This window comes from Massilia arenae, from assembly GCF_008014745.1.
In the GTDB taxonomy this organism is placed as follows: domain Bacteria; phylum Pseudomonadota; class Gammaproteobacteria; order Burkholderiales; family Burkholderiaceae_D; genus Telluria; species Telluria arenae.
This window is the reverse complement of sequence record NZ_VPFD01000003.1, coordinates 99,016-123,064: the sequence shown is the minus strand read 5'-3', so window position 1 is coordinate 123,064 and position 24,049 is coordinate 99,016. Positions and strand designations below refer to the sequence as shown.

Annotated in this window: 22 protein-coding genes and 1 pseudogene; 12 read left to right on the top strand and 11 right to left on the bottom strand. The window is 65.2% G+C overall.

Features of this window, described 5'->3' with window-relative positions; genetic code table 11:
- Window positions 1-31: 31 nt before the first annotated feature.
- Window positions 32-1,003, bottom strand: coding sequence for a hypothetical protein (locus FVD38_RS03240; protein WP_147933502.1), 972 nt, complete (start codon window positions 1,001-1,003; stop codon window positions 32-34).
- A 143-nt stretch (window positions 1,004-1,146) separates the two neighbouring features.
- Here FVD38_RS03240 and folE point away from each other — a divergent pair, with 143 nt between their 5' ends.
- The 3 genes and pseudogenes from folE (at window position 1,147) to FVD38_RS03225 (ending at window position 2,845) form a co-directional block, all read left to right on the top strand.
- Window positions 1,147-1,713 (top strand): GTP cyclohydrolase I FolE, encoded by a 567-nt coding sequence (gene folE / locus FVD38_RS03235; RefSeq protein ID WP_005664537.1) that lies wholly within the window; start codon window positions 1,147-1,149, stop codon window positions 1,711-1,713.
- 80 nt (window positions 1,714-1,793) lie between these two features.
- A pseudogene (locus FVD38_RS03230) lies at window positions 1,794-2,066 on the top strand (transposase); the annotation flags it as partial.
- A gap of 170 nt (window positions 2,067-2,236) precedes the next feature.
- Window positions 2,237-2,845, top strand: coding sequence for a phosphatase PAP2 family protein (locus FVD38_RS03225; protein ID WP_147933500.1), 609 nt, complete (start codon window positions 2,237-2,239; stop codon window positions 2,843-2,845).
- Here FVD38_RS03225 and FVD38_RS03220 read toward each other — a convergent pair whose 3' ends face one another.
- Window positions 2,846-3,262 carry a hypothetical protein gene (locus FVD38_RS03220; RefSeq protein ID WP_229493381.1) on the bottom strand — a complete coding sequence of 139 codons (417 nt, stop codon included), beginning with the start codon at window positions 3,260-3,262 and terminating at the stop codon, window positions 2,846-2,848. It abuts the gene before it with no gap.
- Window positions 3,263-3,381: 119 nt separating this feature from the next.
- On the opposite strand from FVD38_RS03220, the gene FVD38_RS03215 reads away from it, so the two are divergent.
- Window positions 3,382-4,620: an RtcB family protein gene (locus FVD38_RS03215; RefSeq protein WP_147933643.1), complete on the top strand. Its 1,239-nt coding sequence runs from the start codon at window positions 3,382-3,384 to the stop codon at window positions 4,618-4,620.
- Between the two features lie 30 nt (window positions 4,621-4,650).
- Window positions 4,651-4,842, top strand: a complete 192-nt coding sequence (locus FVD38_RS03210; protein WP_147933498.1) for a hypothetical protein — start codon at window positions 4,651-4,653, stop codon at window positions 4,840-4,842.
- Between the two features lie 16 nt (window positions 4,843-4,858).
- Here the strand turns inward: FVD38_RS03210 and FVD38_RS03205 are convergent, their stop codons facing one another.
- The gene (locus FVD38_RS03205; RefSeq protein WP_147933497.1) at window positions 4,859-5,494 is read right to left on the bottom strand and encodes an HAD hydrolase-like protein; all 636 of its coding nucleotides are present in this window, start codon (window positions 5,492-5,494) and stop codon (window positions 4,859-4,861) included.
- 123 nt (window positions 5,495-5,617) lie between these two features.
- On the opposite strand from FVD38_RS03205, the gene FVD38_RS03200 reads away from it, so the two are divergent.
- Window positions 5,618-8,185: a chemotaxis protein CheW gene (locus tag FVD38_RS03200; protein ID WP_147933496.1), complete on the top strand. Its 2,568-nt coding sequence runs from the start codon at window positions 5,618-5,620 to the stop codon at window positions 8,183-8,185.
- On the opposite strand, the gene FVD38_RS03195 is transcribed toward FVD38_RS03200, so the two are convergent.
- The 6 genes from FVD38_RS03195 to FVD38_RS03170 all read right to left on the bottom strand — a co-directional run bounded on the left by FVD38_RS03195 (window position 8,182) and on the right by FVD38_RS03170 (window position 14,958).
- Complete coding sequence (locus FVD38_RS03195; RefSeq protein ID WP_147933495.1) at window positions 8,182-9,105, bottom strand: AraC family transcriptional regulator; 924 nt, start codon at window positions 9,103-9,105, stop codon at window positions 8,182-8,184. The two genes, FVD38_RS03200 and FVD38_RS03195, sit on opposite strands and share 4 nt — an antisense overlap.
- Window positions 9,106-9,251: 146 nt before the next feature.
- Window positions 9,252-9,734, bottom strand: coding sequence for an MSHA biogenesis protein MshP (locus tag FVD38_RS03190; protein WP_147933494.1), 483 nt, complete (start codon window positions 9,732-9,734; stop codon window positions 9,252-9,254).
- Window positions 9,731-10,582, bottom strand: a complete 852-nt coding sequence (locus tag FVD38_RS03185) for a prepilin-type N-terminal cleavage/methylation domain-containing protein (RefSeq protein WP_187271465.1) — start codon at window positions 10,580-10,582, stop codon at window positions 9,731-9,733. Before FVD38_RS03185 ends, FVD38_RS03190 begins: the two co-directional genes overlap by 4 nt.
- The gene (locus FVD38_RS03180) at window positions 10,561-11,040 is read right to left on the bottom strand and encodes a prepilin-type N-terminal cleavage/methylation domain-containing protein (RefSeq protein ID WP_147933492.1); all 480 of its coding nucleotides are present in this window, start codon (window positions 11,038-11,040) and stop codon (window positions 10,561-10,563) included. Before FVD38_RS03180 ends, FVD38_RS03185 begins: the two co-directional genes overlap by 22 nt.
- A complete protein-coding gene (locus FVD38_RS26395) occupies window positions 11,030-11,512 on the bottom strand; it encodes a GspH/FimT family pseudopilin (RefSeq protein ID WP_187271464.1) in 483 nt (160 codons plus the stop codon). Before FVD38_RS26395 ends, FVD38_RS03180 begins: the two co-directional genes overlap by 11 nt.
- Window positions 11,509-14,958, bottom strand: coding sequence for a DUF6701 domain-containing protein (locus FVD38_RS03170; RefSeq protein WP_147933490.1), 3,450 nt, complete (start codon window positions 14,956-14,958; stop codon window positions 11,509-11,511). The genes FVD38_RS26395 and FVD38_RS03170 overlap by 4 nt, the downstream gene beginning before the upstream one ends.
- A 189-nt stretch (window positions 14,959-15,147) precedes the next feature.
- On the opposite strand from FVD38_RS03170, the gene FVD38_RS03165 reads away from it, so the two are divergent.
- The 3 genes from FVD38_RS03165 to infA all read left to right on the top strand — a co-directional run bounded on the left by FVD38_RS03165 (window position 15,148) and on the right by infA (window position 17,770).
- Entirely contained in the window at window positions 15,148-16,797 is a 1,650-nt protein-coding gene (locus FVD38_RS03165; RefSeq protein WP_147933489.1) for an ATP-binding domain-containing protein, read from the top strand.
- A gap of 73 nt (window positions 16,798-16,870) precedes the next feature.
- The gene (locus tag FVD38_RS03160) at window positions 16,871-17,128 is read left to right on the top strand and encodes a hypothetical protein (protein WP_147933488.1); all 258 of its coding nucleotides are present in this window, start codon (window positions 16,871-16,873) and stop codon (window positions 17,126-17,128) included.
- 375 nt (window positions 17,129-17,503) lie between these two features.
- A complete protein-coding gene (gene infA / locus FVD38_RS03155) occupies window positions 17,504-17,770 on the top strand; it encodes a translation initiation factor IF-1 (protein ID WP_005664553.1) in 267 nt (88 codons plus the stop codon).
- 52 nt (window positions 17,771-17,822) lie between these two features.
- Here infA and leuA read toward each other — a convergent pair whose 3' ends face one another.
- The gene (gene leuA / locus FVD38_RS03150) at window positions 17,823-19,505 is read right to left on the bottom strand and encodes a 2-isopropylmalate synthase (protein ID WP_147933642.1); all 1,683 of its coding nucleotides are present in this window, start codon (window positions 19,503-19,505) and stop codon (window positions 17,823-17,825) included.
- Between the two features lie 566 nt (window positions 19,506-20,071).
- Here leuA and FVD38_RS03145 point away from each other — a divergent pair.
- Both FVD38_RS03145 and FVD38_RS03140 read left to right on the top strand, forming a co-directional pair.
- A complete protein-coding gene (locus FVD38_RS03145; RefSeq protein ID WP_147933487.1) occupies window positions 20,072-21,178 on the top strand; it encodes an NHL domain-containing protein in 1,107 nt (368 codons plus the stop codon).
- A gap of 142 nt (window positions 21,179-21,320) precedes the next feature.
- The gene (locus tag FVD38_RS03140; protein ID WP_147933486.1) at window positions 21,321-21,845 is read left to right on the top strand and encodes a nuclear transport factor 2 family protein; all 525 of its coding nucleotides are present in this window, start codon (window positions 21,321-21,323) and stop codon (window positions 21,843-21,845) included.
- A gap of 202 nt (window positions 21,846-22,047) precedes the next feature.
- On the opposite strand, the gene FVD38_RS03135 is transcribed toward FVD38_RS03140, so the two are convergent.
- Window positions 22,048-22,479 carry a hypothetical protein gene (locus tag FVD38_RS03135; protein ID WP_147933485.1) on the bottom strand — a complete coding sequence of 144 codons (432 nt, stop codon included), beginning with the start codon at window positions 22,477-22,479 and terminating at the stop codon, window positions 22,048-22,050.
- Between the two features lie 247 nt (window positions 22,480-22,726).
- Between FVD38_RS03135 and FVD38_RS03130 the strand changes: the two genes are divergently transcribed.
- Window positions 22,727-24,013: an MFS transporter gene (locus FVD38_RS03130; RefSeq protein WP_147933484.1), complete on the top strand. Its 1,287-nt coding sequence runs from the start codon at window positions 22,727-22,729 to the stop codon at window positions 24,011-24,013.
- The last annotated feature ends 36 nt before the right edge of the window (window positions 24,014-24,049 follow it).

Sequence of the window (24,049 nt, the reverse complement as noted above, 5' to 3'; positions counted from 1 at the left end):
CCGACCAGGGGACGCACGCGGGGCAGCACGCTCAGGACTGGACCGGCGCCACTGCCGGGGCCACTGCAGGGGCCACTACCGGCGCCACTGCCGGGGCCACTACGACGGTCACGCCATCCGGCGCGCGGGCGGCGGCCGGCGCCGGCGTGGGCGCCAGGGCCTGTTCGACATTGAACGGGGCCGGCTTGGCGCCGGTGCCGCGCAGGTTGATTGCGCGCTGCAGGATGTCGAACCAGAACGGTGCGCCGAACAGGGTGGTGCTGGCGGTGACCAGCCAACCCGAGGCCTGCAGCGCGAACGCGGCATTGAGTATCGGCGGAAAGGTTTGCCAGCCGATCGGCAGCACCCACAGCTGGGCCATCACCTCGGCGTCCAGCCCGTCGGGCACGGCGGTGATGTGGGCCGCCATGGCGGGATGCTGCCACAAGGTCTGGAACAGGTGGATGCTGTCGATGTTGAACAGGATCGTCAGCAGCAGCGAGACCAGGAACGAAATCAGCAGCTGGCGCCGCTTGTAGACGCCGGACAGGCGTTCCATGGCGGTTTCGAACCAGCCGGCAAGGGCCGCCTGGAAATGCTGCAAGTCGCCGTCCGCCTGCCGGTACAGGGTCTGCAAGGTGCGCCGCAATTGAGGATCGGGGACGGCGGCGATGTCGGCCTCGAGCGAGCCCTGGCTGCCCCGGATGGCGTCGATCAGCGCGATCGCGAAGTTTGCCGGTTCGATGTAGGATGGCCATGGCGTAAGCCGATGCCTGGCGGGCAGGCGTGCGCCGGGATCGAGCCCGCCGGCGCGCGGGTTGACCAGCGGATGCGCATACAGCACCCGCGCCGTGGCCTCGAAGCGGGGATCGTTGAGCATGCGCTTGACGGCATCCTGCAGCGTGCCGGCGCGCAGCTGGAAGCTTGCGGCCAGTGCCTCCTGCAAAGTGGTGACGACCAGCGCCAGGGTGCCGTAGCAAAATGCCAGGCCGATGGCGACTTCCAGAACCGTGCTGCCGAACATAGCGCCCTCCCAGGCTGGAACCACGCTCAACGCTAAGCCAAATGTGTCATATCGGATTTAATTTTCCTCAAGAATAGGGCGGCTGCCAGCCGGCCACAGTGCTTCCCTATATACTTGCGGCAATCGTTTTTTTAAGGTGCACCATGTCTGACAAAGAAGCTTTCACCGAACACGACTGGCGTCGTCTCCTCACCAGTCTGGGCGAAAATCCGGAACGTCCGGGCCTGGTCGAAACGCCGGCGCGCGTCGCGAAAGCCTGGAAACACTGGACCTCGGGCTACAACCAGGATCCGGTGGAAGTGCTCAAGGCGTTCGAGGATGGCGCCGAGGAATACAATGAACTGATCGTGGTGCGCGGCATCCCGGTGTATAGCCACTGCGAACACCACCTGGCGCCGTTCTTCGGCAAGGCCACCGTCGGCTACCTGCCGAACGGGAAGATCGTGGGCCTGTCCAAGCTGACCCGCCTGGTCGATATCTTCTCCAAGCGCCTGCAGGTGCAGGAACGCATGACGATGCAGATCGCCAATGCGCTGATGGAAGTGCTGGAGCCGAAGGCCGTCGGCGTCGTCGTCAAGTGCCGCCATATGTGCATGGAAAGCCGTGGCATCCGCGCCATCGGCGAAGAAACCATCACCTCGACCCTGCTGGGCGAACTGCAACCGAACCTGGCGCTGCGCACCGAGTTCCTCGCGCTGGCGCGCGACTGAGATCTCTGGAATAGGCTACCTTGTAAATACAACGGGAACCTGTTCCAGATCAGGACCTCCAAGTTGTTTTGGAGGTCAGTATGGATCGTCCAGCCTATCCCAGCGATATTCCCCGCGAGCAGTTCGAGGCGATACGCACCATGCTCGAGGCGGCCCGGCGCAAGACCCGTCCGCGCAAGCATGATTTGTACGATGTGTTCTGCGCCGTGCTGTACTTCCTGCACACCGGCACCACCTGGCGTGCGATGCCGCCCGGCTATCCTCCCTGGCGTACCGTGCACGAGTATTTCACCCAGTGGACCATGCAGCGCGAGAACGGTCAGTCCTTGCTAGAAAGTGTGCTGGAGAAAGCGGAGAGGCAGCCCGAACTTGCCCAGCTGCGCCTCTTGCTGCACAAACGCTAGGCACTGCCGCGCGCTGTCACCCCCTTGTCACATTCTGTTGCACTTTGCCAAGGGTGCGCTGGAATGGATGGGCTAAGCTATGGAAAAAGTTATCAATTTTTCATCAAAAGCCCCGCGCCATGATCGAGCACGTCAATCTCATCCTGTTTTCCGTCCTGAACGCCCACGCTGGCCTGACTGGCTGGCAATTGCTAGGGGCTATGTTTGCGGCCGAGTGGCTGATTTTCCTGGTGCCCTTTTCCCTGGTGCTGTTGTGGGCCAGTGGAACGGGACCGCGGCGCGAGGTGGCGCTGCGCGCCTTCCTGGCGGCGGCCTGTGCGCTGACCGTGAACGCCATGATCGGCCACCTGTGGTACAGCCCGCGTCCCTTCGTGGCCGAGATCGGCCATACCTTCCTGCTGCATGCACCCGACAGCTCTTTCCCCAGCGACCACGCGACCAGCATCTTCTCGGTGGCGCTGGTGCTGGCCTTCAGCCGCGTGCCGCTGGCGCGCAGCCTGGGACTGGTGATGCTGCCGCTGTCGCTGATCGTGGCCTGGTCGCGCGTCTATCTTGGCGTGCATTGGCCGAAAGACATGATCGGCGCGCTGCTGGTGTCGGGTGGCTTTGCGCTGCTGGCCTATACGCCGGTGGCCCAGGCCGCCTGCGCACGGGCGCTGCCGGCGCTCGAGCTGGTCTATCACCGGCTGCTGGCGCTGCCGATCGGGCGCGGCTGGCTGCGGCCGTGATTATTCTTTCGACGCTTCCGGCTTTTCGAAAGTCAGCTTGTCGTCATCGCCGAGTTCGAAGATCCCCAGCGGCAGGCCGGTGATGGCGTCGGCATCCGGCGCTTCCTGCCCGGAGCAGTCCGTGGTGTCGATCTGCCAGGCCTGGTCGTCGGCGCGCAAGGTATAGACGTTGTTGCCGTTGCCGAACAGCTCGACCTGCAAACCCGACAGCCATACCGAACCCAGTTCGAGCTGGCGCTGGCATTCCGGCAGGCGCGACATGATCACGCGCAGCGTTCCTTCCTTGGTCCAAAAGGTGTCCTTTTCGACCCTGACCGTGATCGCGTGATCGATATTGGGATCGATGGAATAGGTGGCCGTCTCGATGAAGCAGCCGGTCAGCAGCAGGGGAGCCAGGAGGATGGGGAGTAGACGCATCGGCAGTGTCATTGTTCATTCATGCAACAGTGTAGTGTGCCGAGTATAGCAATAGCGATAAGGGCGGGGCCAATTCAGGCGGACAGCATGGATTGCCGTTTTGCGCCATCATGCGCCGCATGGAACAGAACGACTACGATGTGCTCGGCGGTACGGACCAGCTTCGCCCCATCAAGATGTGGACCCGGGGCGTGCCGGTCGAGCCCGAAGCGAAGGAACAGTTGTCGAAACTGGCGCAATTGCCGTTCGTCTTCCACCACGTCGCCGTCATGCCCGACGTCCATGTTGGCAAAGGATCGACGATCGGCAGCGTGATCCCGACCCTGGGAGCCGTGATCCCGGCCGCGGTCGGCGTCGACATCGGTTGCGGCATGATGGCGGCCAAGACCACGCTGCGCGCCGACGACTTGCCCGACAACCTGGGCAAGCTGCGCAGCGCCATCGAGCAGGCGGTGCCGCATGGCATGTCGCCCAAGACACGCAAGGCCAGGGGACGCGACACCGGTTCTTGGGACAAGCCGCTGCCGGCCGCCGATGCCGGCTGGGCCAGGCTCAAGGATGAGTTCGACGAAATCTGCCGCAAATACCCGAAGCTGCGCCATGCGAACCACTACAAGCACCTGGGCACACTGGGCAGCGGCAACCACTTCGTCGAGGTCTGCCTGGACGAGGAAAACTTCGTCTGGCTGATGCTGCATTCCGGCTCGCGCGGCGTGGGCAATGCGATCGGCACCCATTTCATCGAGCTGGCGCGCCAGGACATGCGGCGCCACATGGTCAACCTGCCGGACCAGGACCTGGCCTACCTCGAAGAAGGCACCCAGCACTACGACGACTACGTCGAGGCGGTCGGCTGGGCCCAGAAGTTCGCGCGCATCAACCGCGAAGTCATGATGCAGAACCTGATCGGCGCCGTCCGCAGCGTGATCAGGAAGCCTTTCGAGACGCATGTGGAAGCAGTCAATTGCCACCATAACTATGTGCAGCGTGAGCGCCACTTCGGCAAGGACGTCCTGATCACGCGCAAGGGCGCGGTGTCGGCGCGCGAAGGCGAGCTGGGCATCATTCCCGGCTCGATGGGCGCGCGCAGCTTCATCGTGCGCGGCAAAGGCAATCCAGAAAGTTTCAACAGCTGCAGCCATGGCGCGGGTCGCGTGATGAGCCGCACCGAAGCCAAGCGCCGCTTCACGGTGGCCGACCAGGAACGCGCCACGCGCGGGGTCGAATGCCGCAAGGACGAAGGCGTGATCGATGAAATCCCGATGGCCTACAAGGACATCGACGCCGTCATGCACGCCCAGCGCGAGCTGGTCGACGTGGTCCACACCCTCAAGCAGGTGGTGTGCGTGAAGGGATAGCGCGCCATCTTCCACCAAGCGAGCCTGTCCATGAATGAAGACCAAAGCCTGACTGCCCGTTCCGGCACCGCGCCGGTAGCGCCACGCGCCGAGGTGAGCGATCCGGAGCACAATCCGGCGCCACCTACGCCGCCCGACAACCTGTGCCGCGCCGGCAGCTATGCCGGTCTCGTCACGGCGGTACGCAAGGCGGTTGAGCGCAAGGCCGACTTCGGCAGCTGAAGCGGACTGAGGGACGCTACCGCCGCGCCAGCGACAGCAGGTCGGCCGGCGCGCCGAACTCGCGCTCCGGCGCCGCCCGGCGCAGCATCTCGATCGGCGCATAGCCCCAGCTGACCGCGCCGAAGCCGATGCCGGCGCGGCGCGCGGCGTCGGCGTCGGTGCTTTGGTCGCCCACGTACAGCGCCTGCGAGGGTGGCGTGCCCGCCCGCCGCACCACCTTGCGGATGCGCGCGGCCTTGCCGAAGATCGGCATCCCACATTCGTACTGCCCCATCAGGGCCGCCAGCTCGGGTCCGAGCACGGCGCGCACGTTTTCCTCGGCATTCGAGGACACCACCGCCAGCAGCACGCCGGCGCGGTCGAGCGCGTGCAGGGTCGGGCCGATGCCGTCGAACAGCGGGATGCGGCCCGAGCCGGTGACGGCGCGCATGTGCTCGATGAAGGAGCGCGAGGCGAACGGTAGCTTCCAGGCCGGCATGCCGACGTGGCGCATGACATCGCGCGGACCGTAGTGGCGCAGCCGCTCGGCCTGCTCGGCGTCGACGCGCCGGAAACCATGCTGGTCGGCGATATCGTTGAACACGCTCAGGAAGAAGGGCCAGGAGTCGGCCAGCGTGCCGTCGAAGTCGAAGATCGCCAGGCGGTAGCTCATGCGGGGAGCCGGGAAAAGATGGTCATGGCGCGATTATAGGAGACGGCGGCCATGGGACGACGCCATCGAAACCGAATGGCATGCGTCTTGCTTAACGGGAAGTAGATTTTACCCCTATCTCCCATGAACCAAGAACCCGATACCGATCTGGTGGAGAGCTTCCTGCCATACATGCAGGATGTCGTGAGGCGCCAAACGGCGCTGCATGAGCTGCACCAGACATGGCGCCTGATCGAGGCGTCCGCGAAGATGAATTGCCCGCTCGAGGCGCGCCTGCTGTTGCCGGCCGTGCTGGCCACGCGCACCGGCCTGGTGCAGCTGGAGCGCGACCTGGTCGCCAATATGGTGTCCGAAAAGGTGCGCCAGGTAAGGCGCGAGGCCGCCACGCGCGCCCAGTATGCGCTCGACCTGCTGGTGCGCAACCTGTTCGAACGCACGGCCGACGTGGGTTTCCTGGCGGCCGACCTCGACCTGTGCCGCTTCCTGGCGCGCCTGGCCGCCGGCGAGGCGCCGGACCGCGAGGCGGCGCGCCGGCGCCTGGTGGCCTACCGCGACAAATACACCGTGTACGACGACATCGTACTGCTGGCGCCGGACGGCGCGGTGCTGTTGCGGGCCGATGCCGGCGCCACGCTGGAGCGGAGCAGCGATCCCCTGGTAGAAGCCACCCTGGCGGCGCCGGGCTACGTTGAAACCTGCCGCGCCAGCGACCTGCGTCCCGGTGCGCCGCATGCGCTGCTGTACTCGCAGGCCATGCGCGATCCCGACAGCGGCGCCATCCTCGGCGTGCTGTGCCTGAGTTTCTCTTTCGAGCATGAGCTGGACGCGATTTTCACTGCCTATGGCGGCGCCGACCGGCGTGCCAATATGCTGCTGCTCGATGCCGATGACCGCGTCGTCAAGAGCCTCGATCCGCTGTGGATCGCGCCCGGCGTGCGGGTACCGGTCAACCTCGATGACGACCTGGCTGCGCGCCTGTTCGCCGGCCGCGAATACCTGGTCGCCACCGGCATCTCGCAGGGCTACCAGGGCTATCCCGGCCCGCCCGGCTGGAAGACGCAAGTGATGGTGCCGCTCGAGCTGGCGTTCCGCAGTGCGCACCCGGATGCGGCGGCGCAGCTGGCGCCGCGCATGTTGCAGGGACTGCTGTCGCACGCCCATACCTTCAGCCCGGCGCTGCATGCGCTGATGTCGTCGGTGCTGGGCGCCACCCAGGCGATCAAGCGCATCGTCTGGAACGGCAAGGTGACCAGCAGCGGCGCCGCTGCCGGCAATAGCGGTGGCCGCCTGGATCCGGTGCTCGACCAGATCACCGAAACGGGCGAACGCAGCGACGAAGCTTTTTCGAAGTCGATCCAGGGCCTGTACCAGACCGTGCTGGCCTCGAGCCTGCAGGAGGCCGGCGCCACCGCCCAGCTGCTGGTCGACATGCTGGACCGCAGCCTGTACGAGCGCGCCAACGACTGCCGCTGGTGGGCCCTGGCCGGCCAGCTGCGCCAGGCGCTGGCCGACGGCGACGACCCGGAGCAGGCCGAGGCGATCGGCGTGCTGCTGGGCCACATCAACGGCCTGTACACGGTGTACAGCCGCCTGTTCGTGTACGACCGCAGCGGCCGCATCGTGGCGGCCACCGGTTCGCAGGACGTGGTGGGCAGCCGCATCGCCAGCGATACGCTGGGCGCCGTGTGCGGCCTGCGCAGCGAGATGGACCACTATGCCGAGCCATTCGGCGCATCGGCGCTGTACGACGGCCGGCCGACCTTCGTCTATCACGCGGCGATCCGCCACCCGGAGCGCGAAGCGGCGGTGGTGGGCGGCATCGGCATCGTGTTCGACAGCGCGACGGAGCTGCGCAATATGCTGGACAGCGGCGTTGCCGGCCGCGCCGACATGCAGGCCTTCCTGGTCAGCCCCGACGGCCGGGTGCTGTGCGGCACCGACCCGGACCAGCCGGCGGGGACGCAACTGGCGCTCGACCGTTCATTGCTGGAGGCGGCGGCGCGGCACGGCGCCGCGCGCCGCATCGTGGAGCATGCCGGCCAATACTGCGTGGCGGCCTGCGCGCGCGCCGGGGGCTACCGCGAATTCCGCGCTGGCGCCAGCCGCGAGGAGCCGGTGCTGTCGGTGCTGCTGCAATCCTTCGGGCCCGTGCGCGAGGAGGCCGAGCTGGCGGCGCTGGCTGGCGCCGAACGTGTAAGGTCGGAGCACGAGCATGGACGCGACTACGCGCTGTTCCAGGTGGCCGGCGCCCTGATGGCGCTGGACGCCGGGGTCGTGATCGAGGCGCTGCCGTTCGCGCGGGTCAAGCGCACGCCGCCGACGGACGGCGCGCGTATCGGCATGCTGGACGTCGAGGCCGAGCTTGGGCAGCACCCTGGCCAGGTAAGGCGGCCGGGTTTCGTCTGGGTGTTCGACCTGGCGCGCCTGGTCTCCGGCCGTGCGCATGCGCCGCGCGCGGACGGGCAGGTGATCCTGGTGCGCCACGGCGCCACCACGGTCGGCCTGCTGGTGGACGACGTGCATTCGGTGCAGCGCTTCGATCCGGCGGAGTCCACCGCCATCGGGCTGGCGGGCGACGATGTCGCGCTGGCGGCCAGCCTGATCAAGGCGAACGGCGGCGCGCTGCTGATCCAGGAGCTCAGCGCGCAGCGCATCCTGGAACGGGTCTGCGGCGCGCCGGTCGCTGCCTAGCGCATCGCCTGCAGCAGGCTGGCGCCACCCTGCGACTGGCGCAGCCGCGTCGAGTCGCGCCCCGGCGACAGGCCGAAGAAGCGCGCGTACTCGCGCGAGAACTGCGAGCTGCTCTCGTAGCCGACCGCATGGCCGGCGCGCGCCGCATCCTTGGCGCCGGTGAGCATCAGGCGCCGCGCTTCCTGCAGGCGCAGCTGCTTCTGGTATTGCAGGGGGCTCATCGACGTCACCGACTTGAAGTGCTCGTGCAGGGTCGATGAGCTCATGCCCACGTCGCCGGCCAGGCGCTCGACGCTCAGCGGGCGATTGAAGTTGTCCTTGATCCAGCAGATCGCGCGCGTGACCTGGGCCATGCGGCCTTCGCCGCGTGCGATGTGGCGCACCACGTCGGCGTGTTCGCCGGTGAGCAGGCGGTAGTGCAGCTCCTTCAACAGCAGCGGGGCCAGGACCGGGATGTCTTGCGGCGCCTCGAGCAGGCGCACCAGGCGCGCCGCGACGTCGGCCAGGCCGGGCGTGGTCTCGCTCAAAAACAGGCCGCGCGCCGACGCCGCGCCGCGTGCGCGCGGGGTGGGAGGCCCCGGCAGTTCGAGGTCGAGCGCGGCCAGCATCTGGGGATCGAGGTCGACCCGCAGGCACAGATAGGGTTCTTCCCCGCTGGCCTGGGTGACGCAGCCGGTCACCGGCAGGTCGACCGACACCACCAGGAACTTGGCCGGGTCGTAATGGAAATCGCTGCCGGCCAGCGACACCAGCTTGGCTCCCTGGGCGATGATGCAGACCGCCGGCGCATGCACCACGTGCAGCGGTTCGGTGGTGCGGTCGCTGCGGATCAGCCACATGCCCGGCACCTGGCTGCGGTGCATGCCTTCGTCAGGCGCATGGCGGGCGATCAGGTCGGCGAGGTCACGGATCGCTTGCATTGTCGGCCTCCTCGTGGCGTGTGATTGGTGCCCCTATTACACCTTATTAACGGGGTACGATGCTCCGCAAGACTTGCCCAATCCTCCGGAAATGGCGCTAGACGACGCCACCGTTGGCGCGCAAGACCTGGCCGTTGATAACAATCTCAGTAGCAGAACTCGTTATTGGCGGTCATGCAGACGGTGGCGACCCGTTTCCGTTCCACGTAGTCGGGCCGTGGGACGCTGGCGTCGTCCGGGCAGGCGCCAGCGCCATTGCAGGCGACCGACTCGATCCGGTAGATGTGCTTGACGACCAATACCGGCGCCCCGCTGGCATCGGCTTGCTCGCCTTCGCGATAGGCGCGGTACGAACACGTGACCTTGACGTCGAAGCCGGTGTCGTTGACGAAGTCGGTGAGGTTCGCGGTGCTGCCCCCCGGCGTGCAGCGGCTGACGAGGTCCTGGTAGACCCATTCGATGCCGCCGCGCGCGGCCAGACCAGCGCGAGCTGACAGCAAGGCCTGGTTGACGGTGGTTTGCTGGGTATTGGTCAGCTGCAGCAGGGCCACCGCGATCCCGGCGATCACCACCAGGAACACGATCGCCGCGATATAGGCGAAGCCGGATTGTGGGCGCGGTCGGTTCATGGCACGTTGTCCACGTGGGCGCCGATGATGAGCGGGACCGACTCGCCCTTGTCGCTCAGGGTCAGTTGCAGCTGGACGAAGCCGCTTTCCTGGGTCGCGCCCTGGTTGGGGGAATAGATGAAGGCGCAATGCGATACCTTGTCCGCGACCAGCGCGGCGCCGGCCGGTGCATCGGTCGGGCAGGTCGGTTCGCGATGGAAGGTCGCGTCGGCGAGGCGATACAGCTTGCCCTCGCCGGTGCACAGGTAGGTGACGACTTTTTCGTCCTTTGGCACGACAACAAAGCGCCCGCCGTCATAGCCTGGGGGGATCTGGATGGCGGCGTCGAGGGTGATGCTGAAGACACCGGTGGCGGCGTTCGTGGGGGCGCCCGATGCATTGACGATGCCGACGTTAACCTCCTTATAGACGTCGTCCGTGTTCTGGTTGCCGATCACGATGGCATCGCCCTGAACGGGCGCATTGGTGGCGTCGGTCAGCACATCGAACCGGCTCCTGGCTTCGGTATCGTCGAGGAAGTCGCCGGCCACAGTGTCGCCGTCGATGTGGGGACCCATGCGATAGCGGCCGCCATCCTTGGTCGGCACCAGTTCCATGCACCTGGACGACCCGAGCCGCAGCGAATTGGGCACCGCGCTGCGCACTTCGCCGACGATCTTGCGCAGGGCGGTGTCGGCCTGGTTGGTCAGCGCCGCGCGCTGCCCGACCAGCAGGTAGCTGCGGATCGCCGGCAGCAGTTGCAGGACCAATACGCCGCCGATGATGCCGATCAGGACGATGACAACGATCAGCTCGACCAGCGTGAAGCCACGCGCAGGCAGGCGCTTCATGGTGTTGTTGGCTGCCATGGCCTGGTCCTCCATCCGGTGAGCTGCAATTGCTGGCCACCGCGTTCCGTCACCACCACCTGGATGCGCCGGGCATCGGCGGTATCGGCGATGTTCGTCAGCGTTGTCGGTGTGACGCTGACCGCGACGTCGTAGCGGTCCAGGCCCGCGACTGCGCTGCCGTCCACGGCCACGATGCCGCCGGCGGTCGCATACTTGTTGTAGTGGTCGATCTCGGTATAGTCGGCGCGGTCTGCGGGCTGTGCGGCGTTGCCACCGTCCGTCAGATAGGGCTTGAGCATGACCTCTTCCATCATGGTCTCGGCGATCGCCAGCATCTGCTGGGTGATCAGCGGGTCGGCGCTGGCGACGTTGGCGCGGTTGTAGACCGCGACCAGGCCGGCCAGCGCCGTGCCTACGATCACGATGGCGATGATCAGCTCGACCAGGGTCATCCCGGCCATGCGCTTAATTGACAAGGCCGGTCCTCCCGTCGACGTGGATCGTGCGCCGTACGCCACTGGAATCGCTGACCGTGATGTCGAAGCCCGTGAGCGGTGCGTCGCCCGCCGTGGCGGCGATGGTGCCGTCCGGACGGAAGAACAGGGCGGGCCGCGGGTTGTTCATGCTGATCTTGTCATCGTTGCTGTCGAACGTGCCGTCCCCGGCGCCGTCGAGCTGCAGGTTGCAACTGGCGGTGCCGGCAGTCGGGCTGATGCGCAGTTGGAGAGTGCGTTGGAGGGTCGTCACGCACACGATGCGGCGCTTGGCCACCGCGCTCTTCTGGGCGGTGCGCAATGCGCTGGCCACCTGGTCGCCGAAGACGATCGCATTGATGCTGTTCTCGCCCATCAGCCGTGGGATGCCGATCGCGGCCAGCACGCCGATCAGCACCATGACCGTGATCAGTTCGACCGTCGTGAAGCCGTCCTGCGGCCTAGTGTGCTTCAATTGAACACCTCGCGCATGTGGATGATGCGGCGGCTCTCGGGCGCGAAGATGCCGAAGGTGGCGCGGCCGGATGGGTCGGTGCAGCCGCTGAGCGATTGCAGCCAATGCAGGTTGGCGAACGATGTCTGAGGATGCGACTTCAGGCAGGATTGGTCCTGCCCGGTGCCTGCGCCGGCGCCGAGGTTGAATGCGATGTCGATCCAGCCCGCCGTATCGCCCTGGACTGGCAGTTTTGCCTTGCCGCCCTCGAGTTTTAGATCGGATAAGACCTGGGTCTTGGGCTTGGCGCCGTTTCCGTTGGCATGCGCATGCGAGGTCTGTGCGATGGCCACCGCAGGCAGGATGGTGAAATCATCCCGGTTGTTGAACAGCCAGCTCTTGCCGCTCCAGTATTCCGCCGTGACTGGTAGATCGAGCGTGGAGCCTGCGCGGCCGAATAGCGTGGCGATGCGCAGGCGTCCGCTGCGGATTTCCGGCTGCGCTTTTTCATGGGCTTTTTCGCCCGACGACGTGATGTCGTGGCCGGCAGGCAGGATGCCGGTGGCCGCCTTGTTTGCTACGCGCAGGCGAATCGGCGTGGGCGTGGTGCGCGCGTTACCGAACTGGAAGGTCGCCTGGGGCGACTTCGTCGAAGAAGTCCAAGTGGCGATGCCTGCCACGAAATCGCTCGCCGCGAGCGTTCCGGCAAGTGTGCCGAAATCGTCGGTAAACGGCGTGCCTTCGGTATCGACAGCACTCAGGGTAAATGCGTGATCCGACCCATACACGGCCGGATAATTGGTCGTCGGCTGGCCCTTCGCGTTCATGGCCGTGATCTTGAGCGGAATCGGCTCGCGCGAATAATAGAAGGTCAGGTCCTTGCCGTCCTGCTGCACGATGCGCGCGGTGTCGTTCAGCTCGACCTGGAAGTACATCGGCACAAAGGGGCCGACGGTGCTTGTCGTGCAGGGCTCCGGTTCATTCTTGCCTGTGGTGCTGACGGTATCCACTTCGGTGCCCAGGAAATCCTGCAAATCCGCCCGCAGGTTGATCGAGCCGGCTTCGGAATAATTCGCCGCTACCGTTGCCTTGCCGTCGGTGAACTCGGTCGTGACGGGCGCCAGGGCGCCTTTGGTGCAGGGCATGCTGACCGTGGTTCTGGTTGCATTAGCGGTGGTGGGATAGCCGGCCTTATTGAAGTTGGGTGTCGTGGCGCCGCCTGCGTTTCGCGCGGTCAGCTTCACGTCGAAGTCCAGGCCGGCGCGCAAGGGGCTCGGCGTGACGATGTCGAAATGGTCCGGTGCGGCCACGAACGTGACGGCACCGCTGATCTCGTCGGTCTTGGCGTTCAGCGCCACCTTGCCGGCGTCGGTGTAGGTCAGGCCGATCTGCGCTTTGGCGTTGCCGTCGAAAGCGGTGTCCCACAAGACCAGCTTGGTGGCTGAGCACATCAGTTCGACAGGATTGGCGGGATTCGTTCCGAGCGTGCGCGCGAGCATCACCGGCATGGTGCCGCTCTTCGGCTCACCATGGCTGCAGGTGTACTGGACCGGCTTGGTGACGTTGACGAAGGCCGGTTTGCATTCGGTGCCGTTCGACTTGAGTGCCTGCAGTTCGGCCGTCACCCAGTTGCCGGCCTTGTGGTTCGGCACCTTGATCTGGAAACCGACGTCGCCCGTGAAGTTGACGTCGCAACTGGACGAATTGTTCTTCGTGTTGCGGCACCTGAACTGCGTCGCCCCGCCGTCGAGCGTCAGCGACAGCTTGTTGACGCCCTTGCGGGCGCTCGATACCTGGACCGTGCCCGAGCCGATGAAGTTGGCGCTGGCGCCGCCCGGCTGCATGATCACCCTGGTGGAAGTGGCGAGCTTCTGGCTGCAGTCGTCATTCGCGCACGCACTGACCTTGACGTCCTTTGTCGAGCAGGTGGCGACGTCGTTGCCGTCATGTTTGATGAGGAAGTGGCTGAACGTGCCGCCTACGGGTTTTGGACTTTCGCAGCGCGGCCCATTGGCGGTATTGACCGGATAATCGCTCTGGTTGTCGACGCAGTCGCAATATCCCGGCCGCGTGCCCTTCTTGCAGAAGATCTTCTCGCTGACGCGACCATGCCAGTACAGGGTCGCGAAGTCCACGGCAGCATTGCCGTTGACAATCGCGTCCGAGGCTTCCAGCTTGAGTTGGCCGGTATCGACGTCGCCGTTGATGCGCACGGCGTGCCCCATGGTGAGGTATTTGGCCGCAGTGACCTTGCCGGTGACGACGCTGCTGGCCGCATACATGTCGATCTCGGGCGAGGTGATGTCGCCGTTGACCGTGCTGCCCGAGGCCAGCGTGAAGCGGCTGGTTGCGACGATATTGCCTTTCAGGGTGACGGGCGAACTGGTGGTGACGACGGTGCCGCTGATCGCGCCATCGATGTTCGCGTGCGATCCGATCGTGATCGGCCCTTTCGAGGTCACGGTGCCCACGATGGTCGACGGCGAATTGAGCGTGATCGAGGTCGTGCCGCTGATCGGTCCGCGGATCGACGAATGCGAGCCCACCGTCAGGACGTCGCTGGCCTTGACCGCGCCGGTGATCGTGACCGAAGCATCGAGGGTGATGGCGGTGCCGGTGACATCCGAGCCCACGCTGCTGCTGGAGCCGATCGTTACCCGCCCCGCCGAGGTCAGGCTGCCGCCGATCTTGACCGACGAGTTGGTGGTGACCTCGGATCCGCTGACCGCGCCGGTGACGATACTGCTGGAGCCGATCGACACCGCGCCTGGCGACGCCAGGTTGCCGGTAACCGTGACCGATGAGTCGGCGGTAATGGATGCGCCGGTGACGCCCGCGCCGATGCTGCTGCTCGAGCCGATTGACACCGCCCCCGTCGCGTTCAGGCTGCCGCTGATCTTGACCGACGAGCCGACGGTGACCTGGACGCCACTGACCGAGCCGTTAACGATGGCGCTGGTGGCGACCGACAGCGCGCCTTTCGACACCATATTGCCGGTGATCTGGAAACCCGCTTCGCCACCGAGCGTCATGGAGCCAGCCGTCACATTGGCCGTCACGCGGATCGGCTTGGTCAAGGTGAACTCGCCGGCCGCGTCGAACGAACCGCCGGAAATGCTGATTTTTGCCGGGTTGATCCCGTTGAGGTTGATGGAGCCGCCACTGGTCAGGCGTGCGCTGCCGGACATCGACACGCCATAGTCCCAGCCCGGACTGACACTGGATTTAATATGGACGCTGTAGCCGTTGGCGATCGCCATCGAGTCGTCCCATGCGGTCGAGGGCAGGTTGCCGCAGGTGTAGGCATTGCCGTCAAGTTGGCAACCTTTTACTTTATTTCCATTGAATGCATGCACCTCTCCAGCTTCGGCCGGCGCCTGGCTCAGGCATAGGGCGCCCAGCAGCAGCCACGCCCACAGGCGTAACGCTGGAGTCGGAATCGCGAAGAAGACGGAAGGTAAATGCACGAAGACCCTGACGCTATGCGTAATGCCCGAAAGTGTGCACTGGATTGCCGCCAGGCGACAATAAGTTTTTCACTTCGGCAACGATTCCCTTGCTTTCTCAGCCAATAATGCGTTCCCCCGACAACGGTGTGTGACTATCAGGGAAACAGACTTACAATAGTTTCCACCTTACTAACGCTTGCGGACACCATGGCCCATATCCAACCTGCCGGCTGGCGCGAGATGGCCGTCACCGGCGCCGCCGCGCGCGAGATCGAAACCCTAAGCTACCTCGAGCAGCGCCTGGCCGACACCCCCTACGTCATCTACCACGGCGTGCACTGGACGAATGTCGAGCAGGGTTACTCCGTATATGGCGACGTCGACTTCATCGTGCTGGCCCCGAACGGCCGCATGCTGGTGATCGAGCAGGTCGCGGGCTTTCTCAACGAGACGCCGGAAGGCCTGGTGAAAAGCTACCAGGGCAAGCCGCGCAAGATCCGCAGCCAGATCCTGACCACCATCGAGGGCCTGACCAGGCGCTACCACGGCACGCTGTCGGTCGACTATCTGCTGTACTGCCCCGACTACATCGTGCGCGACCAGCAGCTGGCCGGGATCGATCCGGACCACATCATCGACGCCACCAACAAGCCCAGGCTGGCGCGGGTGATCCGCGAGTCGCTGCCGGTCACCGACCGCACCGACGACTTCGACAAGGTCACGCGTTTTTTGGGCGACACGCTGAACCTGCGGCCCGACCCCAGCGCCATGATCGGCAACGCGGTCAAGATGGTGACGCGGCTGTCGGGCGGCCTGGCGACATGGGCGCGGCGGCTGGAGTTTTCTCCGTTCCGCCTGCACGTGATCGGCACCGCCGGCAGCGGCAAGACCCAGCTGGCGCTGGCCGAGTACACGGCCGCGCTCGACGCCGGCCTGCGTCCGCTCTACGTCTGCTTCAACCGGCCGCTGGCCGACCACATCGAACGGCTGGTGCCGGCCGGCGGTCGCGTCGCCACCTTCCACATGCTGTCCGACGCCTGGCTGCGGGCGCAGGACGTCACGCCCGACTACGGCGCGGCCGACGTCTGGGACCGCATCGAACACTCGATGACGGGCGCCGAGCTGCCCGAGACCTGGCAGTTCGACGTGGTGATCGTCGACGAGGGCCAGGACTTCTCGGTGGCCTGGCGCGACATCGTGCTGCGCATGCTCAAGCCGAACGGGCGCGCGATCTGGATGGAGGACCCGGACCAGAACCTGTACGGCCGCGCGATGGTGCCGCTGCCGGGCTGGGTCACCCTGCATTCGCACACCAACTACCGCAGCCCGCGCCAGATCGTCGACATGCTGACGGAGCTCGGCGCCGCGCGCCAGCCGGTGGAGGCGGGCAGCCCATTCAAGGGCGCCGACATCGAGGAGCTGACCTATCCGGAAGGGGACGAGGAAGCGATGCTGGCCCAGACGCGGCGCGCCGTGACCTCCTGCCTGGCGGCTGGCTTCGGGCGCCAGGACATCGCGATCTGCGCGTTTCGCGGGCGCGAAAAATCGGCGATCCTGAAGCTCGACCGCCTGAGCGATGCGCACACGCTGCGCTCGTTCACCGGCGCCTATGACTTGTTCGGCAACCCGGTGTTTCGCGAAGGAGGCTTGCTGGCGGAGTCGGTGTACCGCTTCAAGGGCCAGTCGGCGCCGGCGCTGATCTTCACCGAGATCGATTTCGAGGAACTGGACGAACGCGCGCTGCGTAAGCTCTTTGTGGGCATGACGCGTGCGCGCCTGAAGCTGGTGCTGGTGATGAGCGAACGGGCCTCGCTGCAGATACTCGACCGGATGAGCGGACCGGGAGCCGCCGAGTGAAGCGCGCGCCGCCTGGCGCGCGCCGGTGTATAGTCGGTGCATCCGGCCACATTGGCGGGGCACAGGAGGCAGCATGCGCGAAGCGACCCCGGGCACCACGTTCCACGGCCTGCCATTGACCTCCGAACAGCATAGCGAGATCCAGCACTACATCCACCGCCGGCAGCGCGTTGGCGAGGACTGGGACACGCCGGAACTGCAGGCCATGCTGGCCGACATGCTCGATCCGCCCGAGGCGGCCGTCCATTCCCCATCCGACGACGATGTATCGACCGTAGCCGAGCGCTTCACGGCCGGCCGCGACGACGGCGAAGAGCCGATGCCGCATTGAGCCAGTACGAACATTATTTTGTGCGCCGCACAAAAATGCTGTTATACTGGGTTGCTCGATCAGGTAACGCCTGCTCGAAAGTCCTCCGATCCGTGACCGCGCCTGTGCAGTGCGCGACTTTCCGGAGGACGTGTTTTCGGTATGTCAGTCAGCCTGTACAGCGGACGCACCGCGCAGATAGCGCGGGCGCCCACAGCTCCGGCACCACGCAGATAGCATGGGCGGGAGCGGCGATAAATCGGTAATGCTTTGAAACGAAGCCCGCAGGATGCGGGCTTTTTTTTCATCCCTCTCCTGGCGTTGCATGCCGGGCCCTAACGATCCCCCGCATCCACGACGCCCGGCGCCTGCCGGCGCCACACCAGGAGAACCCGCATGGCAAAAGAAGAACTGATCGAAATGAACGGCCTCGTGTCCGAAGTGCTGCCCGAACTGCGTTTTCGCGTCGAGCTGGAAAACGGCCACAAGATGATCGCCTATACGGCCGGCCGCATGAAGAAGAACCACATCCGCATCCTGATGGGCGACCGCGTCACGCTGGAGCTCTCGCCTTACGACCTGACCAAGGGGCGCATCGTGTTCCGTCATCTCGAGTCGCGCGGACCGGCCGGCCCGCGCCGCGCGCCACAGCGCCGCCGCTGATCGATCGGCGGCGCAGGCAGGGCGTTCCTCGCCCCGCCGCCCGCCCCGAACCTCAGGCCGCCAGCGCGGCCGAATTCTCTCCGCCCGCCGCCATGTGACGGTTCACCGCCGACAGCACCGACTTGAACGAAGCGGTCACGATATTGCTGTCGATGCCGACGCCGAACAGCGTCGGGCCATTCCCCACGCGCAGTTCGACGTAGCAGGCCGCGCGCGCATCGGCGCCCGAGCCGATCGCATGCTCGTGGTAATCCATCAGGCGGATATCCAGGCCCAGCGCCGTCACGAAGGCGTCGATCGGACCGTTGCCGGTGCCGCTGAAGGATTGCTGCGCATGGTGGCGCGTTACCGTCACGTCCAGCTGCACGTCATGCTCGCTGTCCTCGACCATGCGGTGCGAGACGTAGTGATATGGCTCGTCCTGCTCCAGGTATTCGCGCGCGAACAGCGCGTGCAGGTCGCCCGCGTTGATCTCGCGGCCGCTCTCGTCGGCCACGCGCTGCACGGCGCGCGAAAACTCGATCTGCAGGCGCCGTGGCAGCTGCAGGCCGAATTCCTGCTCCAGCAGGTAGGCCATGCCGCCCTTGCCCGACTGGCTGTTGACGCGGATGACGGCGTCGTAGCTGCGGCCCAGGTCGGCCGGGTCGATCGGCAGATACGGCACCTCCCAGATCGCGTCGGGCTGCTGCTTGGCGAAACCCTTCTTGATCGCGTCCTGGTGCGAGCCCGAGAAGGCGGTGAACACCAGGTCGCCCGCATACGGATGGCGCGGATGCACGGGCAGCTGGTTGCAGTCTTCCACCAGCTGGCGCACGGCGTCGATGTCCGAGAAGTCCAGGCCGGGGTTGACGCCCTGCGTGTACAGGTTCATCGCCAAGGTGACCAGGTCGACGTTGCCGGTGCGTTCGCCATTGCCGAACAGGCAGCCTTCGACGCGGTCGGCGCCGGCCAACACTGCCAGCTCGGCGGCGGCAACGGCGGTGCCGCGGTCGTTGTGCGGGTGGACGCTGATGACGAGCGATTCGCGATTGTTCAGGTTGCGGCACATCCATTCGATCTGGTCGGCATAGACGTTCGGCGTTGCCGCCTCGACCGTCGATGGCAGGTTGACGATCATCTTGTTATCCCGCGTCGGCTGCCACACGGCGCTGACCGCATCGGTGATCTGCTTCGAGAAATCGAGTTCGGTGGTCGAGAACGATTCCGGCGAATACTCCAGGCCCCATTGGGTCTGCGGGTGCTGGGCCACCAGTTCCTTGATCAGCTGGACGCCCTTGACGGCGATCTGCACGATCTCGTCGCGCTCCATATTGAACACCACGCGGCGGAACACCGGGGCTACCGAGTTGTAGACGTGGACGATGGCGCGCTTGGCGCCGACCGCCGATTCCACTGTGCGGCGGATCAGCTCATCGCGCGACTGGGTCAGCACGATAATGGTGACGTCGTCCGGAATGTGCTTGTCTTCCACCAGCATGCGCACGAAGTCGAAGTCGGTCTGCGAAGCGGACGGGAAGCCGACCTCGATCTCCTTGATGCCGATCTTGACCAGCATCTTGAAGAAGCGCAGCTTTTTCTCGACGCTCATCGGCTCGATCAATGCCTGGTTACCGTCGCGCAGGTCGGTGCTCATCCAGATCGGCGGCGTGGTGATGCTGCGGCTCGGCCACTGGCGGTCGGCCAGGGGGACGGCGGGGAAGGGACGGTATTTGGTGGCGGGGTTGTTCAGCATGATCGGGGCTCCTGATGGGGTGGTCACTGGGGCGACCTTTTGGGTCTGAGGGGTGGCAACAGGCTGCCGGGCGGGCCACGAAAACGCTAGGCCCGGCAACTGATCGGTAGCTTTAGCAGCGCACGCATCGGTGCGCGCAAGCCGGTCGCCAGGACGAACCCGGTGAGGAAAAACGATGGTGCGAAAAATTGGGTGGTAGACATCGGTGCGAATCCTACTGCTGTTGGGGCCGGCGGAGCCGGAACGTACGGCGGAATTTACGCGCGTAGTAGCAGGGCAGCGGGCGATAGCGCGCCGGCGGCTGGTAGGGTGGTCGACAGATGCGGGGTGAAAGACATAATTTCGACTTTAAGGAACTCTTGGCCGTATGTCAAGCGGGCAATTGGCAATTGTGGGAAAGAAAGTACGGGAAATTTTTCGTGTTACTTAAGTGAATTGCTTAGCGAAGGTGTCACTTCGACGTAGTGGCGGCGGATTGGCAATGCAGTTTATGCAGCTACCATGGCTGAGAGCAGGGCGGGTAGTTTGCTGCGTGGTAGCATCGAAGACGGACCTTTCTGGAGAGATTCATGACCCGCCGCGCCGTGACCGATACTGCCCGTCTTCGCCTCAAGCTGTGCGGGGCCGCCGCCCTGATGCTGCTGTGCTCCGCCTGCGGTGACGGCATCCCGAAGGACAAGGACGACGAGGACGGCGGCGATCCGCCGCCAGCGCCGGTGGCAGCGCTGTCGATCCTGGCAGGCGATCCGACGATCGAAGGCACGATGGACGGCGCCGGTACGGCCGCACGCTTCAAATCGCCGCGAGGCATTGCGATCGATGCCGATGGCAATCTGTATGTCGCCGACACCGGCAACTTCGTCATTCGCAAGATCACGCCGGCAGGCGTGGTCACGACGGTGGCGGGGGCCGCCGGCACCAGCAGCTTTGTCGATGGCGACACGGGCAATGCCCGCTTCGAGAATCCTATGGCCGTGGCGGTGAACCGGCGCGGCACCATCTATGTGGCCGATAATCTGCGCATCCGGAGCATTACCTCCGCTGGACGCGTCGGCACGACAACCTCGATCCCCATCGGAAGCAATGTCGCTGCGGGCCGCGTGACCTCGGTGGTGCTTGGCGCGATCGCAGTCGATGCCAACGATAACCTGTTTATCACCAATAGCTACAGTACACGCAGGATTTCGGGGGGCGACACGCTGATGCTGGAAGGCCAATCCGTCGTGAACGGTCTGACCGGCGTGAGCCTGTTCGAACCGCGCGGCGTGGCGCTGGACAGCAACAACAACTTGTTCGTGTTCGACCTGGAGCGCGAGATCAGCCGCTGGAACCCGAATGGCTTTATCGGCGTCAATAATATGATTACCCTGGCCGGCGCGCCGAATGCCAGGGGATCGTCCAACGGCGTCGGCAACGCCGCGCGCTTCGAGCAGGTGGTGGCGCTGACGGTCGACCCGCGCGGCAATGTGTACGCGGCCGATGCGATCAATAACCTCGTGCGCAGGATTACGCCGGAAGGCGTCGTCACGACGGTGGCAGGCTCGACGCGCTCGACCACCCTGCGCACCGGAGACCTGCCGGGTAGCTTGGCCGACGTGCGCGGCATCGTCACGGATGGCAAGGGAAATCTGTATGTCACGTCCGGCAATGCGGTGGTCAAGATCAGGCTGCCGTAGGCCCTGATCCGCATCTTCGGATGATCGTGCAAGCTTCCCGGATGATCGAGCTAACGTGCGCCAGCGCGTGCGCTGCACACTAGCCGGAAGCGGAAGAGCCCTAAATGGCCCTTCTCATCCAACGATCATCAAGGAGTGCGATATGAAATTCTCTCGATCCGGTTCGGGTACTGCGTTACGCTGGACGGCCGCCTGGATGTTGATGGCTGCGCTGGCGTGGTCCGCGTCCCCGGCACGTGCCGACAGCGGCTCGGCGCAAGCGCAGGGCAACAAGGAAGCGGTCGGCAAGGCATTCGCCGCCTGGGCCGCCGGCGGGCAGACCTTCTTCGACGACATGCTGGCGCCGGATGTCGTCTGGACCATCAAGGGTAGCAGCCCGACCGCGCGTGTTCTTCGCGGCAAGCAGGAATTGATCGACGGCGCCGTCACACCGCTGTCGACCCGGCTGCAACGCCAGATCCGGCCCACGATCCGCAACCTGTGGGCCGATGGCGACCACGTCATCATCGAGTGGGATGGCGAAGCGGTGGCGAAGGACGGCAAGCCCTATCGCAACAGCTATCTGTGGATTTTCCGCATGCAAGGCGGCCGCGCGACCCAGGTGACTGCTTATCTCGACCTGGCGCCTTATGACGACGTGTTGCGGCGGGTGCCGGCTTCGCAATAAAGCCAGTCAGGCAGTAATCGCGTCAAGTTAAGGCAAATTTCTTCTCGAGTTAGCATAAAAACGTCATCCCCACGAAGGTGGGGACCTAAGTTGCAAGCGTTTCGACGACGTTTGCAGCACTTGGGTCCCCGCCTGCGCGGGGACGACGTGCGGTTAGCTCAGCAGCTAACTTGACGGCATCACACTCTGCCCGGCATCACACTCAGCCAGGCATCACGACAGCCTGCTTCCCATACTCGACCATTCGCCCGCCGTGTTTGCGCTGCCAAGCCGCGGCCGTGGGCTGGTCCGCAAACCAGATCTGCTCATGGTCACCGAACGCGCCGAGGTCGAGCCGGAAGCGGTCCAGCACGTCCGGTGGATGGCGGTCAATGTCGCGCTTGCACGCATCCCATGTCGCGTAGCCCAGCTCCGCCGCCAGCGTGCGGAACATGTGCTTGAGCTGCAGCGTCGTGCGCGCATGATAGAGCTGCGTGACGCGCGCGTCGGCTGCCGTTCCAGCCGCGTGCACGCGGCGCACGATGGGCAAGGCTTTACTGGGCTGGTCCGAATGGGCGCTGCGCAGCATGCCGCGGGCGTAGCGGCGCAGGAAATCGGTATTGGTATCGGGAGGGGTGTTTCGATGGAGGCGCATGCCAAGTCCTTTTCACATGGTATTGGCCGTTCTCGCTACGGCATCAGTGAATGAACAGGGGATGACTCCTGAAAAACGGTCACGTCATGGACGTTGGCAGGTGCGCTGGCTTTCGCGAGAGTGGGCGTACTGCACAGCCCGGAGCGGATGGTAGCACGAGTTTTATGTCTTGTTGTCGCTGTGTTGCAAACATGCCATGGCAAAAAAGGCGCCACCAGTCAGTGATCGTGTTTGATACCATCCCGAAATGAACGTTACCCCTACTCACCTGGTCGCGACTTCGCGCATCCGCTACCGCCAGAATCTGGCACTGACGCTGCTGGTCGTCACCGGCGTCATCAACTACCTGGACCGCGCCACGCTGGCCGTCGCCAATGAATTCATCCGCGCCGACCTCGGCCTCTCGCTCGGCGAGATGGGCGTGCTGCTGTCGGCCTTTTCGTGGAGTTATGCGCTGTGCCAGCTACCGGTCGGCGCCCTGGTCGACAAGATCGGGCCGCGTTGGTTGCTCGGTGCGGGATTGGTGATCTGGTCGCTGGCCCAGGCCGCGGGAGGTCTGGTCTCCACCTTCGGCTGGTTCGTGCTGGCGCGCGTCGTGCTCGGCATCGGCGAGGCGCCGCAATTCCCGGCCGCGGCGCGGGTGGTGAGCAACTGGTTCCCCTTGCGCGCGCGCGGCACGCCGACCGGCATCTACAACTCGGCCTCGCCGCTGGGCTTCGCGCTGGCGCCTTTGTGCCTGTCGCCGCTGATCGCCGCGACCAGCTGGCACTGGGCCTTCTTCATCACTGGCGCGCTGGGCATCGTCGCGGCCATCGTCTGGGTCATGCTGTATCGCGACCCGATGCGCGAAGAGTTGACCGAGGCCGAGCGTGCCTACCTGGACGAAGGGCAGACCTCGGAAGACGCGCCGGCGGCGGGCTTCGCATCCTGGCGCGCGCTGTTCCGCCAGCGCGCCACCTGGGGCATGCTGCTTGGCTTCTTCGGATCGGTGTATTTGAACTGGGTCTTCCTTACCTGGCTACCGGGATATCTGCGCACGGAACGTCAGATGGACGTGGCCTATGTCGGTGTTGCGGCGACGATTCCCTTCCTGTGCGGCTTCCTGGGTGCGCTGTCGGCCGGCTGGGCGTCGGACCAGATCACCCGCCGCGCGAAATCGGTCGTGTCGGGGCGTCGGACAGCGGTAGTGCTGTCGATGTTGGGCATGGTGGCGTTCACGATTCCTGCTGCGCTGGTCGAGAGCAATACCGCGGCCATCGCCTGCATCTCGGTCGTGATCTTCCTGGCCAATGCGGCGTCGGCCTGTTCGTGGTCGCTGGTGACAGCGGTGGCGCCGCGCAGCCGGATTGCCTCGCTGGGTGCGATCCAGAACTTCGGCGGCTTTATCGGCGGCGCCTTGGCGCCGATCTTTACCGGCTATATCGCACAGGGCTGGTCGTTCGTGCCGGCCCTGCTGACTGGCGCCGGCATCGCCTTCCTTGGCGCGATGTCATACCAGTTCCTGGTGGTTCGGCCGATACCCGAGCAGGATTGAGCAGCAATAAAAAAACGGCCTCACGAAGAGGCCGTT

What these genes read in the sequence shown, in the direction of transcription:
- FVD38_RS03240 (WP_147933502.1), bottom strand. Translation starts at nt 1,003, where the DNA reads ATGTTCGGCAGCACGGTTCTGGAAGTCGCCATCGGCCTGGCATTTTGC.
- folE (WP_005664537.1), top strand. Translation starts at nt 1,147, where the DNA reads ATGTCTGACAAAGAAGCTTTCACCGAACACGACTGGCGTCGTCTCCTC.
- FVD38_RS03225 (WP_147933500.1), top strand. Translation starts at nt 2,237, where the DNA reads ATGATCGAGCACGTCAATCTCATCCTGTTTTCCGTCCTGAACGCCCAC.
- FVD38_RS03220 (WP_229493381.1), bottom strand. Translation starts at nt 3,262, where the DNA reads ATGCGTCTACTCCCCATCCTCCTGGCTCCCCTGCTGCTGACCGGCTGC.
- FVD38_RS03215 (WP_147933643.1), top strand. Translation starts at nt 3,382, where the DNA reads ATGGAACAGAACGACTACGATGTGCTCGGCGGTACGGACCAGCTTCGC.
- FVD38_RS03210 (WP_147933498.1), top strand. Translation starts at nt 4,651, where the DNA reads ATGAATGAAGACCAAAGCCTGACTGCCCGTTCCGGCACCGCGCCGGTA.
- FVD38_RS03205 (WP_147933497.1), bottom strand. Translation starts at nt 5,494, where the DNA reads ATGAGCTACCGCCTGGCGATCTTCGACTTCGACGGCACGCTGGCCGAC.
- FVD38_RS03200 (WP_147933496.1), top strand. Translation starts at nt 5,618, where the DNA reads ATGAACCAAGAACCCGATACCGATCTGGTGGAGAGCTTCCTGCCATAC.
- FVD38_RS03195 (WP_147933495.1), bottom strand. Translation starts at nt 9,105, where the DNA reads ATGCAAGCGATCCGTGACCTCGCCGACCTGATCGCCCGCCATGCGCCT.
- FVD38_RS03190 (WP_147933494.1), bottom strand. Translation starts at nt 9,734, where the DNA reads ATGAACCGACCGCGCCCACAATCCGGCTTCGCCTATATCGCGGCGATC.
- FVD38_RS03185 (WP_187271465.1), bottom strand. Translation starts at nt 10,582, where the DNA reads ATGGCAGCCAACAACACCATGAAGCGCCTGCCTGCGCGTGGCTTCACG.
- FVD38_RS03165 (WP_147933489.1), top strand. Translation starts at nt 15,148, where the DNA reads ATGGCCCATATCCAACCTGCCGGCTGGCGCGAGATGGCCGTCACCGGC.
- FVD38_RS03160 (WP_147933488.1), top strand. Translation starts at nt 16,871, where the DNA reads ATGCGCGAAGCGACCCCGGGCACCACGTTCCACGGCCTGCCATTGACC.
- infA (WP_005664553.1), top strand. Translation starts at nt 17,504, where the DNA reads ATGGCAAAAGAAGAACTGATCGAAATGAACGGCCTCGTGTCCGAAGTG.
- FVD38_RS03145 (WP_147933487.1), top strand. Translation starts at nt 20,072, where the DNA reads ATGACCCGCCGCGCCGTGACCGATACTGCCCGTCTTCGCCTCAAGCTG.
- FVD38_RS03140 (WP_147933486.1), top strand. Translation starts at nt 21,321, where the DNA reads ATGAAATTCTCTCGATCCGGTTCGGGTACTGCGTTACGCTGGACGGCC.
- FVD38_RS03135 (WP_147933485.1), bottom strand. Translation starts at nt 22,479, where the DNA reads ATGCGCCTCCATCGAAACACCCCTCCCGATACCAATACCGATTTCCTG.
- FVD38_RS03130 (WP_147933484.1), top strand. Translation starts at nt 22,727, where the DNA reads ATGAACGTTACCCCTACTCACCTGGTCGCGACTTCGCGCATCCGCTAC.